This window comes from Flagellimonas hadalis (assembly GCF_007785775.2).
Taxonomy (GTDB): Bacteria; Bacteroidota; Bacteroidia; order Flavobacteriales; family Flavobacteriaceae; genus Flagellimonas; species Flagellimonas hadalis.
Window position 1 is genome coordinate 860,894 of record NZ_VNIK02000001.1, and the last position, 16,416, is coordinate 877,309.

Sequence of the window (16,416 nt, forward strand, 5' to 3'; positions counted from 1 at the left end):
CTGAAAAACAGAGGATTAAATTTTAATAATTCCATCACCCTGCTGCTATTTGCTCCAAAGGCAATAAAATAAGAACCTGAATACCTCCATGGGCATTCCAAATTTGATGTTACCCCACTAAGGGCGGTCTCTCGTTGATGAAGGGTTGGCTGTAATGCCGTCTGCCCGTGGCTTTGTACAAGGCGTTGGACAGGGCTCCCACAATGGGCGGCAATGAGGGTTCGCCCAAACCGGTTGGGTCGATGCCATTGTCCACAAAATAAGTCTCAATTTCCTTGGGGGCTTCGGCATTCCGTATCAATCTGTACCTATCAAAGTTGGATTGCTCCGGTTTTCCATCCTTGAACGTCATGGCACTATAGGTAGCGTGGCCTATGCCGTCCACAATGCCTCCTTCCACTTGGTTTTTGGCACTCATTGGATTTATAACTATCCCGCAATCCACGGCACACCATACTTTGTCCACTCTTGGTATTCCATCACCATCTTCCAGGTCCAAAACTTGGGCTACATAGGAATTATGGCAATAGTATGCTGACACACCTCTCGATTTACCGCTATCTGTACCCCAGTTGGATTTTTCTTTTACCAATTTGAGTACGCCGGCATAACGCTCGGGGTCGTAATCGTTTTTCTCGGGTTCGCCCACAGGACTGTTGATGGCCCTATCAAAAAGCTCCAATCGAAACTCGATGGGGTCTTTTCCTGAAGCTTCGGCCACCTCATCCATAAAGGCCTGCTCCGCTCCTGCGATAAAGTTGGAACGGGGGGCACGCCACGCTCCAGTGGTCACATTGGTCTGTAAGCTATGCTTCTCGGCCAAATAGTTGTCCACGGCACCTGCTGGAAAACGGTTTTCAAAGATAAGGTCGTCATTGGTACCCGCTCCCCTTACATGCCAAGCAATAAGGTTGCCGTTTTCATCCAGTCCTGCTTTATATTTTACTTTATAAGCCGGTCTATAAGTTCCTTGGGTCATATCGTCTTCCCGGGTGTAGACCAACTTGACGGGAGCATTCATTTTTTGGGAGATGACTGCCGCTTCCACGGCAAAGGTTCCGTAAAGCCGTCGACCAAAACCACCGCCCATTCGGGTCATCATCACATCTATCTTTTCCACGGGCATGCCCAATCGGGACGCCAAGGTCAGCTCCAAAAACTCTGGGGTCTGTATGGGCCCCAACAGTTCTGCTTTTTCGGGAGTGACATGGGCAAAAAAGTTCATCGGCTCCATGGTATTGTGCGCCAAATAAGGAGCGGAATAAGTGCTCTCCACAATCTTTGCTGCCTTTTTGAAGGCCGCTTCCACATCCCCGTCCTTACGTGCCGGTTGCTCGGGTGCTTTCTCCAACAATGCGGTCAGGGCCTCATCATGGTAAGCCGTGCTTTCGAGTTTGGAATCTTCTTCCCACTCCACTTCGAGGGCTTTCTTGGCCTGCATGCATTCCCAGGTACTGTTGCCCACAATGGCCACAAGTTCGGGAATCCCTCCCCCATCGGACCATTGCTTTTCCGTGTCTTCCTGATACACCTCAAAATGGAACACATCTTTGATTCCGGGCATCGATTTCACGGATTCGGCATTCATTCCCTTATATTTCATCCCAAAAGCAGGAGGGTGTACGATCATTGCGGTCAACATTCCTTCGCGCTGTACGTCCAGACCGAACAATGGCTTTCCGGTAACAATTTTTTCGCCATCCACATTTTTCTTGTCCGTCCCTATGATCGAAAAACTCTTTGTCTCTTTCAGTTCTACTTCCTGAGGCACTTCAATATTGGAAGCGGCAGAGGCCATTTCTCCGAAACTGGCCGACTTGCCACTGGCCTCATGCATCAACTGTCCTTCTTTTGTGGTGATTTCACTGGAAGGAACCTGCCAGGCCTGTGCAGCGGCCTCTTTCAACATATGACGGGCGGTTGCCCCGGCCATGCGGAGGCTTTCCCAACCTTGTCGGATGGACTGGCTTCCTCCAGCCAATTGTCGTGTAAAAATTGCGGTGTTCAAGGGAGCTTGTTCCACAATGACATCTTTCCAGGCCACATCCAGTTCTTCCGCAATGATCATGGGCATTGCAGTCTTTACGTTCTGGCCAATCTCGGGGTTGGGCGACATGATGGTCACCAAACCATTGTCCCCTACCTTGAGGAATCCATTCAGCTCGAACCACTCCTTGGGCAAACTCCTGACCTGCTCCGGGGTCATTTTGCAAGATGCCAACCAGTTGAAGCCCAGAACCAGCCCTCCACCGGCCAAACCTGTATTTCTGATGAAGGCCCTTCGGCCAATTTTTGTCCTTACGAGTGTCATGATGTTTTTTTTTGATGTAGTGGATTACGATTTTGCGGCAGTTTTCACGGCTTTGCGTATTCTGAGGTATGTGCCACAACGACAGATGTTTCCGTTCATGGCACTTTCGATTTCTTCATCCGATGGATTTGGGTTGCTCTCCAAAAGCGCGGATGCCGTCATAATCTGACCGGCCTGGCAATATCCACACTGGGGTACATCTACCTCCAACCATGCTTTTTGTACGGGATGGTCGCCATTTTCGGACAGTCCTTCAATGGTCGTGATCTTTTGCTCTCCTATGGAAGATATGGGAAGAATACATGATCGGGTCGCCTTGCCATCCAAATGTATGGTACAGGCACCACATTGGGCTATGCCACATCCGTATTTGGTGCCGACCAAGCTCAAATGATCGCGCAAAACCCATAGGATGGGCGTGGATGGATCTACGTCCACCTCTTGTTTTTTTCCGTTGATGTTGAGTGTATATGTCGCCATGATGTAAAAAATTCCTCTTGAAGGTAAAGATTTCCTTCTAAAAATGGCTCACTTTCCTTGAACATCGTTAAAAAATTAACATCGATTTTACGTTTTGGAAGGTTACTTAAAATCGATTTAAATAAGGAACCTCTTTCTACATATGGTTTTCCAGGTACTGAATACGATCCAATCCTATCGAAACTGCAAGCGGGCAAGGACAGGTAGGTGGTCCGAAGGGTACCTGCAATCTTTGGAATCGCTCAAAATGGCACTTTTGAGCACTTCAAATTCATCGGAAACAAAAATATAGTCTATCCTTCGCTCCACAGGTTTGTTGAACTCAAAACCATTGAAAGTTCCTGTGGGTCCAAAGGCATTTTCACCTGCGGCCAGATGGGCATCGGCCATTTCCGTGAGAATCACCTGAACCCCGGGACTATCGCTTTCCAAGTTGAAATCTCCCGTCACCACGACTGGAAGATTGTCAGGATTCAGTTCCTTTATTTTTTTGAGGATGAGTTTGGAGCTCTCCTCCCTCGCCTTTACCCCAACATGGTCAAAATGGGTATTGAAGACCATAAACTTGTTGCCATCTTCTTTGCTTTCAAAGAGTCCATAGGTGCAGATACGCGGCAAAGCGGCGTCCCATCCTTTGGATGGGGTTATTGGTGTTTCGGACAACCAAAAGGTGGATTGGTCCAACAAATTGAGTTTTTCTTTATTATAGAATATAGCGGTAAACTCCCCCCTGTCATCCCCATGATCACGCCCTACACCAAAATAGGTATAGTTTCCAAGTCCGTTGTCAATGTCCTTCAACTGATGCACAAGCCCTTCTTGGGTGCCAAAGACATCAGGTGCATGGAAATTCAGTTGGGAAATGAGAAACTCTTTTCGGTTGTCCCAATTATTAGGTTTGTCATCGGGGTTGTCATACCGAATATTATAGGATATGACATCGATTGTTTGACTTTGGACATTGAATAATGTGCCTATTGCAAAAAGGGCTATGTAAATATTTTTCATTGGATGGGTGTTCCTCTCAGTTTTTTAAAAGCTTCATACGTTTTGTCCACTTTTTCCTTGGGAGTGGTCTCAAACTCTTTCTCGGTCACTTTGTAATAGGTCTGCAAGCTATCCAATTTTTTGTGCATTGCCGTTATGATATCTTTATATTCTTCATCATTGATGGCATTGTGCTGTTCTTTGGGATCTTTTTCCAGGTCATAAAACTCCCATGCATCGATATCGTCATAAAAATGGATGAGCTTATACCTTTCCGTCCGTACCCCATATTGCCGTTTTACCATGTGGAAGGCCGGAAAATCATAATAATGATAGTAAACGGCATCGTTGAATTCATTTGTGGCCCCTTCCAAAACATCCCGGAACGACCTTCCCTGCATTTCCGAAGCATATTGGGTTCCTCCTGCCAAATCCAAGAAGGTCGGTGCAAAATCCAGATTCTGTACCATGGCATCGATTTTCGTGCCCGGTTTGATGACACCCGGCAACTGCATCAACAAGGGCATTTTCATGGATTCCTCATACATAAAACGCTTGTCGAACCAACCGTGTTCCCCTAAATAAAATCCTTGGTCCGAGGTATAGACCACCAAGGTGTTTTCGTCCAACCCGGTCTCTTCCAAGTAATCCAAGATTTTCCCAATACCCTCATCCACAGCCTTTACCGTGGCCAAATATTCATGCAGATACCGTTGGCCCTTCCACTCCGCCAGTTCCCTTCCGTGGAGGTTGGCTTCCCAAAAGGCATTGTTCTTTGGCAGATAGGCCTCGTCCCAAATTTTGCGTTGTTCGGGCGTCATTCGTTCAAAATCTGTGGTCCACGGGTTATGGGCCAACTCGGTACTTCCGTGCGCTTTGCTCAATTTCAGGTCGTGCCCCTCGTACATATCCTTATAAATGGTCTGTTGTTGCTCGGCCGCCGCCTGTTGGGCCACAAATTCAGGAAAATAGGTATCCGGCAACGGAAATGTTATCGAATCATAGACATTCAGATGACGCAAAGCGGGCATCCAATTGCGGTGTGGCGCCTTGTGGTGCACCATTAAATAGAACGGTTGCTTCAAACTGTCCCGTTGCTTCAACCATTCCAGACTTTTCTCCGTGATGAGATCGGTAGCGTAGCCTTCCACCACGGTAGTGTCCTCTCCCTGTATGAATTCCGGGTTGTAATAGTTTCCTTGATCGTTCAAAATTTCCCAATGATCAAAGCCCGTGGGCTGACCGTGTAGGTGCCATTTTCCGATGATAGCGGTTTCGTAACCCAACTTTTTCAAATGTTTTGGCAAAGTGGGCTGACTGTTGTCGAACCGCTCCCCGTTCATCCGAAAACCGTTGATGTGGCTGTGTTTTCCCGTTAGGATGACCGCCCTGCTCGGGCCACATATCGAATTGGTGCAGAAATTGTTCTGAAAGATGGCCCCGTTTTTGGCAATACGGTCAATATTGGGCGTGGGCGCCAATTTGCCCAGTTCGTGCCCATACGCACTGATGGCCTGAAAGGCATGGTCATCCGACATGATGAAGATGATATTCGGTGGGCCTTTGGCCACTTCCTCCTTTGGTTTTTCCTGTTGTTTGCAGGCCAAAACCAATACCAAACCTGCCAATATCCATCCAGTTCGCATCATATTCTATTTTAAAGTGAATGTTTTCGATAGCTCTGCATCTGAATTGGTGCCGACAAAAACCTCGAAATCCCCAGATTCAGCCACAAAATCCAACTGACTGTTGTAAAATTTCAGGTCGTCCGGCGACAAGGTGATGGTGATTTCCTTCTTTTCCCCTTTCTTCAAAAACACTTTTTGGAAACCTTTCAATTCCCGTTTTGGTGGGGTGATGCTTCGGACAACATCCCTCAAATACAACTGCACCACTTCTTCCCCATCATAATTTCCTGTATTGGCCACGGTCACCGTTGCGGAAATCGATTCTCCCTGACCAATGCTCGACTTATCCAATTTCAAATTGGAATATGCAAACTTGGTGTAGCTCAGACCATATCCGAAGGGTAATAATGGAGAGTTGGGTGAATCCAGATAATTGGACCTGAACTTTTGGAATTCATCATTTTCAGGAGCTGGTCTGCCCGTATTCTTTACGCTGTGGTAAATGGGAATCTGTCCCACACTTCTGGGCCAAGTCGCTGTTAATTTTCCTGACGGATTGTAATCGCCAAAAATTACATCAGCAATGGCGTTACCTGCTTCCACCCCGGGATGCCATACTTGCAGAATGGCTGCGGGCAGTTCAAATTCTTCGGGGATGGTCAATGGTCTGCCACTCATCAACACCAAGGCCACGGGCTTGCCTGTTTCAACCAATGCCTTGATGAGTTTCTTTTGACTATCCGGAATCGAAATATCGGTACGACTTGCTGCTTCTCCGCTCATTTCGGTGGCCTCCCCCACCACGGCCACGACCACTTCGGAGTTTTTGGCCAAATCCACGGCTTCTTTCAGCAGGGTTTTAGGGGAACGTTTATCGATTTCGATACGGGGACCGAATACGTTCACTTTTTTGGCAAATTCAGCATCATCCGAAATATTGGCTCCCTTGGCATATTGGATAGTGGCATTGGGAGCCACATTTTTAAAACCTTCCTGAATCGTCACGGCCAAACTCACATCTCCCGTAGGTGCCCAAGTGCCCAACATGTTGTTCCGGCTATCGGCCAACGGCCCGATCAGGGCAATCTTTTTGTTTTTTTGAAGGGGCAATAGTTGGTTTTCATTTTTCAACAACACAAAGGAACGGGCGGCCAATTTCCGGGCCAACGCCCTGTTTTCAGCGGTGAGAATGTCTGTTTCGGGGCGTTTGCTGTCCAAATAACGGTAAGGATCTTCAAAAAGTCCGGAAATGTATTTGGCCTCCAACACCCTTCGGCAGGCATTGGTGATTTCCTCCTCGGTCACTTTGCCTTCATCCAAGGATTTTTTCAAGGTGGTCAAGAATCCTTCGCCCACCATATCCATATCCAACCCAGCTTTGAGTGCCAAGGCGGAAACAGCCTGCAGGTCACCAAGACCGTGTGCAATCATTTCGTTGAGGGAAGTGTAATCAGAAACCACAAAACCATCAAAACCCCATCTGTCACGAAGCAAATCGGTCAACAACCATTTATTTCCTGTGGCGGGCACGCCATCAACATCGTTAAAAGACGTCATCACACTGGCAGCCCCGGCATCCACAGCGGCTTTGTAAGGTGGCAAATACTGATTGAACATCTTGATCTTGCTCATATCCACCGAATGGTAATCCCGGCCCGCTTCCGCTGCACCATAGAGTGCAAAATGCTTCACACAGGCCAGCATGGTGTGGGCCGAAGCCAAATCATCACCTTGGTATCCCTTCACCATGGCCTCGGCTATCTTGGAACCCAAATAGGGGTCTTCGCCCCCCGTTTCGGCTATTCTTCCCCAACGTGGATCACGGGCAATGTCCACCATAGGGGAGAAATTCCAGTTGATGCCATCTGCAGTGGCTTCCCGAGCGGCCATCTGGGCAGCTTGTTTTACCAAATCCATGTCCCAACTGGCCGACAATCCCAAAGGGATTGGGTAGGTGGTCTTGTAGCCATGGATCACATCGGAACCAATGAGCAATGGTATGCCCAATCGACTTTCCTTAACGGCCAATTCTTGGGCCACCCTGACTTTATCGGGTCCGGCCACACCAAAAAGTCCCCCTACTTCGCCTGCTTTGATCTTTGCTTCCACATTTTTGCTGACCACTTCACCCGTGGCCACACCTCCTCCGGGGGTCAAAAGGTTGAGTTGGCCTATTTTTTCCTCAATGGTCATCTTTTGCAAAAGTGCCTCCACTTCGGGGATTCGCTGTTGGGCATTTGCTCCCCAAAAAGAGAGCGCAACTAGGGCTATCACTATTTTTTTTGTGGACATGATTCGGTTGTTTTGTTTTGGTATTTTATTCTGATTTGACAATGGCTGTCCGCTCGGAGATTCCATTGTTATTAAAAGCCTCTATCTGAAAATAGTAGGCATCGGTCCGGTCCATTCCCGAGAAATAATATTCGTTTTTCCCATAGACCATGATACTTCCGTAGAGCTTGTCCTTGGATTTTCCAAAATAGATGACATAGCCATCGGCAAGATCGTTCTGTTTCCAGCGGAGCCAAGAGTTCCTCCGTTCCCCAAACTTTTCCGGACTGGAGCGCAACACGACAAAGTCTTCAACAGGTTGTGGTTTTTCACCTGCACCCTTACCAAAAACCCGAAAACCGCTCAGGGCGAACTTGCCCGTGGGCATTTTGATGTTCTCGATTTTGAGGTATCTGGCCTGTGCTGCCTTTTTCAATTCGATATAGTCATGGGGCACATCGGTCTGGTTCTTGCTTTTGTCCACCAGAACAGACCATTTTTTCCCATCATTGGATGCATAAATCTTGTATTGATGATAGACGCCCTCGGATTTGCCCAAAAACTCCACATCTTGATCGGCATAATTGATCTGTATGGCATGGATAGTGGAAACTTCCCCAAGATCGGTCTGGAACCACTCACCCTTATTCCCTGTTTTGGCACTCCAATAGGTCTTCATGTCCTCATCCACGGCAAAATTGGGTTGATAGCCTCCCAAAGTGGAAGAGGTTTGGACGGGTTTGTTGTAATTCAACAGCATCCAACCTGTGAACAGTCCTTGGATATGATTTGCATCTTCCTTTGGAAGATAGGTCGGGTAATCGCCATAAGCAGTATTGCAATACATGACATCGTCCTCATCAAAACCTGCTGGCCAAATACCGATTCGGCGTTCAAAACTGTTCTTTTGATTCAGAATTATGGTGGAAACGTGCCACCAGTTTCCAAACGTATCCTGATAAGTTGCGCCATGGCCTGCTCCCCTAGCAAAACCGCCTGGCTTGTATGAAAACGGATTGTGGTCTTGATACGCAAAGGCGTCCAAGGGCTTATCGCTCACATACACCCCATCGGCATAACCGCTGAACTCGGTACCTGGCGCTCCATATTGAAGATAATATTTTCCGTTGTGTTTGGTCATCCAGGCCCCTTCCATAAAAGGTTGGAGAAAGGTATTGTCGTTGTGCTCGCCAAACCGTTCCCAACCATGGTCTTCGGGAACCAAGGAAATCAAAGGTTTTACGTAGCCTTCGGATTGCAGGGTCTTGGTGTTGATCTCGGTGCCCAAAATGGGGAACACGTTGCTGGAACCCCAATACATATAGAGCTTGTCCGTATCCTCTTCGTACAAGAATCCGGGATCCCATGCACCTGCTTTTAAGGAATCTACGGCAATTTCCCAATTGTCCGTGGTGGGGTCCTTGCTCTTCCACATGGAGAATGCTGGCCCGTGGGTGGAACCGATCAAGTACAGTTCATCCTTCATCACAAAGGCCGCTGGGGCGCACAGTTCGTCATAGACCTTATTCCTCTCCCTCAGAAACTTTCGAGGGATGAATTTCCAGTCATACATATCATCGCTCCACCAATAACCCCATTGGTTGGTGGAAAAGAGAAAATATTTATCCTTGAAGGTGACAATCACGGGGTCGGCCGTGGCCCTGTGTTTGCCATGCGTGGCAAAATTGGGTATGGGCGTGTAACCATAATCGATGTTGATGGGGTTGCAATAGGTTTTTTGTTGCGCATTCAGATTTTTTGAAAATCCAATCAACACAAAAACTCCTATGACCAACAATCTTTTCTGCATGATCTATGGGGTCGTTTTTTTATGTGAAAACAACCAGGGCAATAGGTCAGGTTCCGCAAAAGCTGGGTCCCAACTGCCGTGATTGGCAAAATCATATAGGGTGAATTTTGGATAAACCCCTGCCTTGAGCAGAGCACTGACCATTTCCATGGACTGGAGCGGGTTTACCACATTGTCCTGTGCCCCGTGGAATACCCACAAAGGGGTGTTTTTGGCATAACCAGAAACCGAATTGGGGTCACCTCCGCCACAAATGGGAATGGCCGCCGCAAAAGTATCCGGCCTACGGCTCAACAGCTCGAAGCTGCCCATTCCGCCCATGGAAAGGCCCATCAGGTAAATCTGGTTTTCATCGGCATAGGCTTGTTGGATGGTGCTGTCCAACAGGTCCATCACCATTTTCAATGGCTTGGTGGGGCCACTATCATATTTAAAATTGAGTTTTATGGGATATGTGCTTCGGTCCACATCCACATTGGACCAATAGCTTTCCTTGGGACATTGTGGAAAAATGACAATGGCGGGATAACGCTCCTGAAGATAATCCGTGGCAAACAACTTGCCTCCATGGACCAATTGGCTCTCATTATCGTTTCCCCGTTCCCCGGCTCCATGCAAAAAGAGGATGACGGGATAGGTTTCCGTTTCCTTGAAATCTTTGGGGTACATGATCCGATATCGTAAGGTATCGTTTCCATCGACCAACTCCTTTTTTTCATACTTGGATTGCCATTGGGCCGAAACCAAAGTGCCCAACAATAGCATTAACGGTAGAACTAATTGTTTTTTCATCTGTTCAATATTATAAGGTTACAAAAAATGAAGAAACAAAAAAACCAGCGAATGTACAGACTGAGTGATGTATTTTCATATCAAAATCCGAGTTTGGTGAGTCCTGCCTGTACATCTTCATTGGCCATAAACAGATTCCAGAGGAGTCCTGTGCGATGGTTTTCGATCATGATGATCTGAGGTCCTTGATCAATGGCCAAATAGGCCTCAGCCACCCAAAAATTGTACTCTGGACTGAAGGCATCGTAAAAACCGGCAGGCCCCAGCAGTTTGTCTTTGTTTTTGTAAAAATAGTGCATGGCCTTCAAAGATTCCTGAGGAGTGTAGGGAATGGAGCTTATGGCCGCAGTGGGCGATATGACCCCGATATCGTTGGATGGGCTGTGGGCATTGTAACCCATGCTCCCATCGTTGTTCCTGGAGTAACTGGCGGTAAGCCCCCAACAGTCTTCCCCATAATCCTCAAATCCTTTTGGATTGGCAACACAATACTCATAATTGATCTTGGAATGGTTGACGTTTACGTTCCAATAATCCACATACTCATCGGAAAGGGTTTTGGGGTTGAGCCCCAAATAGGAATAATGCGCCCAAAACAAAGGGCCCCCAAATTGTTCGTTGCCATTGTGTTTTACCAGCAACGGATACCCATATTGGGTGTTGGATGATTTGATGCCCCCATTTGAGGCCCAACCGTTGGCATACACTTCCTTTTCAATGCCAAAATCGGGTGAGGCCGCGGCCAAAATATAGGTGATCAGCACTTCATTATATCCTTTTAGCTGTAGATTGATGGCGAAATCGTGGTTGGGGCTCCAATGCCAGTATAGCACATTTTGTCCTTGGGTGTACCAGTCCCACTCCACACCTTTCCAAAGCTCATCAGCCTTTTGGGCCAATGCTTGTTCCTCAGCCGAGCCATTTTTCAAATATTCCTTGATGCAGATCAATCCCTGGGCCAAAAAAGCGGTTTCCACCAAATCTCCCCCATCATCCAAAGAGCTAAAGGGAATCACAGCCCCGGTGGAACCATTGATCCAGTGGGACCATGCGCCATGGAAACGATCTGCATTTTCCAAAAAATCCAAAAGCGTGGTCAATCGTTCCACACCTTCCGTCCTGGAAATAAAGCCACGTTCGATCCCTACCAAAATGGCCATCAATCCAAAGCCAGTACCGCCTGCCGTCACCACCTGCGAATCCCTGTTCGGGTCATCGGGATGGTACCTTTCCTTGGCACCTCCCGAGTTTTGTTCCGCAAAGTCCCAAAAGTACTTGAAGGTTTCTTTCTGCACCAAGTCCATCAGCTCATTGTCGGTGATGGTCGGCACGTCATCATCCGAGCCATCGTCGGGAATCTCGGGAGTTGTTGGCACATAGGTGTAGTCATCACCTCCGCCGCACGAGACCACTAGGGCCAGGAGAAAGATGAGAGCGTATGCTTTTTTAATCATCATTCTTTAGGTAAGGGCTATCAAAGCCCAATTTTGTCAATCCATTTTTCACTTCTTCGTTTGCCATGAACAGTTTCCACAAAAGACCACTCCTATGGTTTTCTATCATGACGGGTATGGGCCCTTGATCTATGGCCAAGTATCTGGGCAAGTACCAATCCTTTTCCAAACTGAAGGCGTCATACGGACCGTACTTTCCGATCAAACTATCCTGCCGGGTGTACATATACCTTAAAAACTGTGTACTCTCTTTGGGTGTGTAGGGCATGGAGGAAAGGGCGGCGGTTGGCGATATCACTCCCAAGTCCTCGCCTGGCCTGTGGCCCGCATATCCTTTGATGGAATAGCTTGAGGTCAATCCCCAGCAATCTTCCCCATAACCTTCATATCCATCTGGATTGTCCACCGCATATTTGTAGTGGATCATGGCATGGTTGGTATTGAGCTTCCAATAGTCCCCGAATTGATCGGTAAGACCCTTTGGGTCCAATCCCAAATAGGAATAGTGCGCCCAGAAGAGTGGCCCTACGGGAGCATCATCGTGCTCAAAGTGGTTGAGTTCGGTCTCCAGACCATAATAAGTAGTGTCTTTGGCTATCGCGCCATCCAACGCCCATCCTTTTTCATAAACACTTTTATTGATGGAGTGTGTCGGGGATGCTGCTGCGAGAACGTACATGATCAGGCATTCGTTGTACCCCCCAACGGGAAAGTTCATTTCCCATCCATATTCGGGACTCCAATGCCAATAGAGTACATCTTCGCCACCTTTGGTGTACCAGTCCCACTCGACTCCTTCCCAAAGTTCTTGGATCTTTTGCGCCAATTTTTGTTCGCGCTCGTTCCCATCCTTGAAGTATTCCTTTACGGTCAAAAGGCCCTGTACCAAAAATGCCGTTTCCACCAAGTCACCTCCATTGTCCTTTGGACTGAAAGGGGTCACTTTTCCCGATGGCAACAACCAATGGGGCCATGCTCCATGAAACCGATCGGCCTTTTCCAAAAAGTCTACAATCTTTTCATATCGCTCCAAAGCCTGTTCCCGAGTGATGAACTTGCGCTCCACACCTACTAGGATGGCCATAAGGCCAAAACCAGAGCCTCCTGTTGTGATGATATCCTTGTCGTGGTTGGGATACTCGTTATCCATGTGGAAACGCTCCCTTGCCAATCCTGAAACTGGCTCTGCACCTTCCCAAAAATAGTTGAAGGTCTGGTACTGGACAGAGTCCATCAATGCCTCATCCGTGTAGGAGATGGCATCCTCGCTTTTGCTTGTTGAATCCCCTTCTTTTTTGTTTTTATGGCCATTGCACCCTATAAGTAAGGATGCAACAGCCATTGGAACTAAAATTAACCTCATATAAAAACTAAACTAACTCGACTAAACTAATTATTGTATCAAATTTTGAATTTCCTCTTGTGTGAGTGCTTTGCTATATAGCCTTAACTCATCCATTTGTCCTTTCTCTGTTTTGTGGTCCCACCCACTAAAATTGGGGTCGCCGGACATGATCACCAAATCTCCCACACCTGTCCAGTCTATTCCGGTAAAAGCAGTTTCTCCAACCAATTCCCCGTTCATGTACAGTGCTGCATTGGTTGCCGAAATCGAGATTCCAAAATGTACCCACTCGTCAAGGGTCGGGTCTATGGTGGCCGGGGCTCCTGGGTTCACCCAGGTGGCATTGGTGCCATTGCCCACAAGAAGTATGAATTTCTGTGCGTCCGCACTTCCTTCGCGGATCAATCCGAACCCACTGGGCTTATCGGATGGAGATGCCGGTTCTGCTGGCGCAATATTGATTATTCCCGCCCTTGTATCCGATGGGTCGACTTTCAACCAGAATGTGGCACTGAATTCATTTCCTTGGGCCAAACCGGTTGATGGGAACCTCAGATAGGAATCCGCAGCCCCTTGGTATGCATTTCCTGATACCCCACCAACAAGGCTCGGAAATCCCACTTCGGTAGCATTTTCACCACTTAGGGCTTCAGTATAGCTTCCATCAAAGGGTAAATAGAATGTAGAACTCGACTCCGTGACCTGCTTTTGAATTTCCTGTTGCGAAAGTGCTTTGTTAAACAGCCTCAACTCATCCATTTGCCCTTTCTCTGTTTTGTGGTCCCACCCATTAAAATTGGGGTCGCCGGACATAATCACCAAATCTCCCACACCTGTCCAGTCTATTCCGGTAAAAGCAGTTTCTCCAACCAATTCCCCGTTCATGTACAGTGCTGCATTGGTTGCCGAAATCGAGATTCCAAAATGTACCCACTCGTCAAGGGTCGGGTCTATGGTGGCCGGGACTCCTGGGTTCACCCAGGTGGCATTGGTGCCATTGCCCACAAGAAGTATGAATTTCTGTGCGTCCGCACTTCCTTCGCGGATCAATCCAAACCCACTGGGCTTATCGGATGGAGATGCCGGTTCTGCTGGCGCAATATTGATTATTCCCGCCCTTGTATCCGATGGATCGATTTTCAACCAGAACGTGGCACTGAATTCATTTCCTTGGGCCAAATCGGCTGATGGGAACCTCAGATAGGAATCCGCAGCCCCTTGGTATGCATTTCCTGACACCCCACCAGCAAGGCTCGGAGATCCCACTTCGGTAGCTGCTGTAATGGTAACCTGCTCATTAAAATCGCCATCAAAAGGCATATAGAACATTTCTCCATCATATATAGGTACATAAGGTGGTGTTTTCTCAAAATCAATAGAAGATGTGGTGGTTTTTCCATCTATGTCCGTAGCCGTTATGGTCAATGTGTGTACCCCCGTGGTTACATTGTCATATACCAAATCATCCTTTATAAAGTAACGGTAATCCAAGAACCCCGTATAACTGGCAATTTCGGTCCCATCCATTGCAACAGAAACAGTGCTGATCTCTATATCATCCCTAACTTCAAAATCGATAGTGATAGCTGCAACAGCTTCTGGTACTTTTAACTGAAAACCATCTATAGGTTTGTTAATGACTATTGAAGGTGCCGTTTCGTCCACTCCCGCATCCACTGCGGTAATGGGATCTATTCCCTCATTACAGGAAACCACCAGAAGTCCCAAAAGGAACACTATGGATTTAACTGTGTATTTCATCTTTCGTAGTTTATTTGGTTAATGTTAGTTGCCCCCGTTTCCCAGGGTTGGCAATGCGTCCACCTGGGCCTGTGGGTAAGGCAGCAATTGTTTGTCCGCTGAAAAGGTCCTTCCATCGTAGCTCAGTTCGGAGAAATTGTCCAAACGGATCATGTCGTAGTACCTGATCCCCCATTCCAAGGCCAGTTCGGCAAACTTTTCATCCATGACCTGATCACTGGTAACACCGGACAGTCCGCCCAAACCTGCGCGGCTTCTGATGAGATTTACAGCTTGGTCCGCTGTCATACCGGTACCACTGGCACCACGTGTCAGGGCTTCGGCGTACATCAACAATATCTCGGCATAGCGGATGACGATCATATTCTTGCCTCCTCCATAATCATTACGCCCCGTAGTGATCTGAACGGATGGCAGATAGTGTTTTCCGCTGGAAAAAAGTGCCCGTGCATAATCGTTGATGACGTCCCCATCTCTTGTGGTATTGTTCACAAAGGCAGGTAGACTTGCATAATTGGGATCGGTCTGAAGTTCTGCGATACCTCGGTTCGTCCAAAGGACACTGGTCTCCAACCTGACGGTTTCATTTCGGTCCAACATGAATTTGATGAACTTCATACTGGGCTCATAAAAACCCCATCCATCTGAAGCATTTGCCCTTGCCGGAGTCCATCCTTGGGGACCAAATGGGCCATACAAATGATAGAACGTATCCCCAGTACTGGAACCATAATCGGAAAATTGCATTTCGAGCAAACTTTCATCACTCAACTCACCTGGTTTCTTGAACAGACTGTAAAAATCAGGATACAATGTAAACTTATTGGAGCTGATGATGGCCCCGCAGGCATCGGCCACGCCTTGGTAGTTCTCCATTTCCAATTGGGCCATGGCCTTCAAGGCATAGGCCGTATATCGGGTCACCCCACCAGGTACATCGGTCCTTTCGTTGGGTCTCAAATTGGGCAACAACGGAATCGCTTCGTCCATTTGATCGGATATGAACTGCATGACCTGATTCTTGGATGCCGGTCCGTCTGCAATCTCAGTATCCGGTGTGGTTGTCTGGATGATGAACACATCGCCCCAGACCCTTGCAAGATTGAAGTGCAACCATGCTCTCAGCACTTTGATCTCAGCTATGTACTGGTCTGCAGTGGCCTGTCCGTTTTCATCGGCAAAGCTCTTAAAGTTTTCTATCAGCCCTATTTCGGTGTTGAGGCCGACAATGTCACCGTAGTGGATGTTCCACAAGGAGTTGTACATCCAATAATCTTGCGTATATACAAAATTGTCAGTGTCCGCAAAGGGCTGCTGATCGCCCAATCCACCCGCATTGACATCATCCCCACGGACGGAGAGCAACAAGGGCTCTTCCCATCCCCTAGTGGCAAAAATGTTGTAGGAACCTGCCAAGGCTTGGATCATATTTTCGGTGTTCGAGTAATCCAGGTCATCTGCATTGAGCTGTCCTTCTATATCGTCGAACTTGTCACTGCACGATTGGATGAAAAACATCGCAATGAGTGCAAACGTCCATTTGCTGATTGTGTTTTTCTTATTTTTCATTTCAATTT

The 16,416-nt window shown here is 47.6% G+C and carries 11 protein-coding genes; all 11 read right to left on the reverse strand.

Annotation, left to right across the window (positions count from 1 at the left end):
* Window positions 1–109: 109 nt before the first annotated feature.
* Entirely contained in the window at window positions 110–2,311 is a 2,202-nt protein-coding gene (locus FOT42_RS03845) for a xanthine dehydrogenase family protein molybdopterin-binding subunit (RefSeq protein WP_151889235.1), read from the reverse strand.
* Between the two features lie 24 nt (window positions 2,312–2,335).
* The gene (locus FOT42_RS03850; protein WP_151889236.1) at window positions 2,336–2,791 is read right to left on the reverse strand and encodes a (2Fe-2S)-binding protein; all 456 of its coding nucleotides are present in this window, start codon (window positions 2,789–2,791) and stop codon (window positions 2,336–2,338) included.
* Between the two features lie 174 nt (window positions 2,792–2,965).
* Window positions 2,966–3,799, reverse strand: coding sequence for an endonuclease/exonuclease/phosphatase family protein (locus FOT42_RS03855; protein ID WP_151889237.1), 834 nt, complete (start codon window positions 3,797–3,799; stop codon window positions 2,966–2,968).
* The gene (locus tag FOT42_RS03860) at window positions 3,796–5,424 is read right to left on the reverse strand and encodes a sulfatase family protein (protein ID WP_151889329.1); all 1,629 of its coding nucleotides are present in this window, start codon (window positions 5,422–5,424) and stop codon (window positions 3,796–3,798) included. Before FOT42_RS03860 ends, FOT42_RS03855 begins: the two co-directional genes overlap by 4 nt.
* 6 nt (window positions 5,425–5,430) lie before the next feature.
* Window positions 5,431–7,698: a beta-glucosidase BglX gene (gene bglX, locus FOT42_RS03865; RefSeq protein WP_151889238.1), complete on the reverse strand. Its 2,268-nt coding sequence runs from the start codon at window positions 7,696–7,698 to the stop codon at window positions 5,431–5,433.
* Between the two features lie 25 nt (window positions 7,699–7,723).
* Complete coding sequence (locus FOT42_RS03870; RefSeq protein ID WP_151889239.1) at window positions 7,724–9,487, reverse strand: discoidin domain-containing protein; 1,764 nt, start codon at window positions 9,485–9,487, stop codon at window positions 7,724–7,726.
* A 3-nt stretch (window positions 9,488–9,490) separates the two neighbouring features.
* Window positions 9,491–10,279 (reverse strand): carboxylesterase family protein, encoded by a 789-nt coding sequence (locus FOT42_RS03875; RefSeq protein ID WP_151889240.1) that lies wholly within the window; start codon window positions 10,277–10,279, stop codon window positions 9,491–9,493.
* 80 nt (window positions 10,280–10,359) lie between these two features.
* Window positions 10,360–11,736, reverse strand: a complete 1,377-nt coding sequence (locus FOT42_RS03880) for a glucoamylase family protein (protein WP_417937740.1) — start codon at window positions 11,734–11,736, stop codon at window positions 10,360–10,362.
* Window positions 11,726–13,096, reverse strand: coding sequence for a glucoamylase family protein (locus tag FOT42_RS03885; RefSeq protein WP_151889241.1), 1,371 nt, complete (start codon window positions 13,094–13,096; stop codon window positions 11,726–11,728). Before FOT42_RS03885 ends, FOT42_RS03880 begins: the two co-directional genes overlap by 11 nt.
* A 30-nt stretch (window positions 13,097–13,126) precedes the next feature.
* The gene (locus FOT42_RS03890; RefSeq protein WP_151889242.1) at window positions 13,127–14,839 is read right to left on the reverse strand and encodes a LamG domain-containing protein; all 1,713 of its coding nucleotides are present in this window, start codon (window positions 14,837–14,839) and stop codon (window positions 13,127–13,129) included.
* 24 nt (window positions 14,840–14,863) lie between these two features.
* On the reverse strand, window positions 14,864–16,408 hold the full coding sequence (locus FOT42_RS03895) for a RagB/SusD family nutrient uptake outer membrane protein (RefSeq protein WP_151889243.1): 1,545 nt from the start codon (window positions 16,406–16,408) through the stop codon (window positions 14,864–14,866).
* Between the last annotated feature and the right edge of the window lie 8 nt (window positions 16,409–16,416).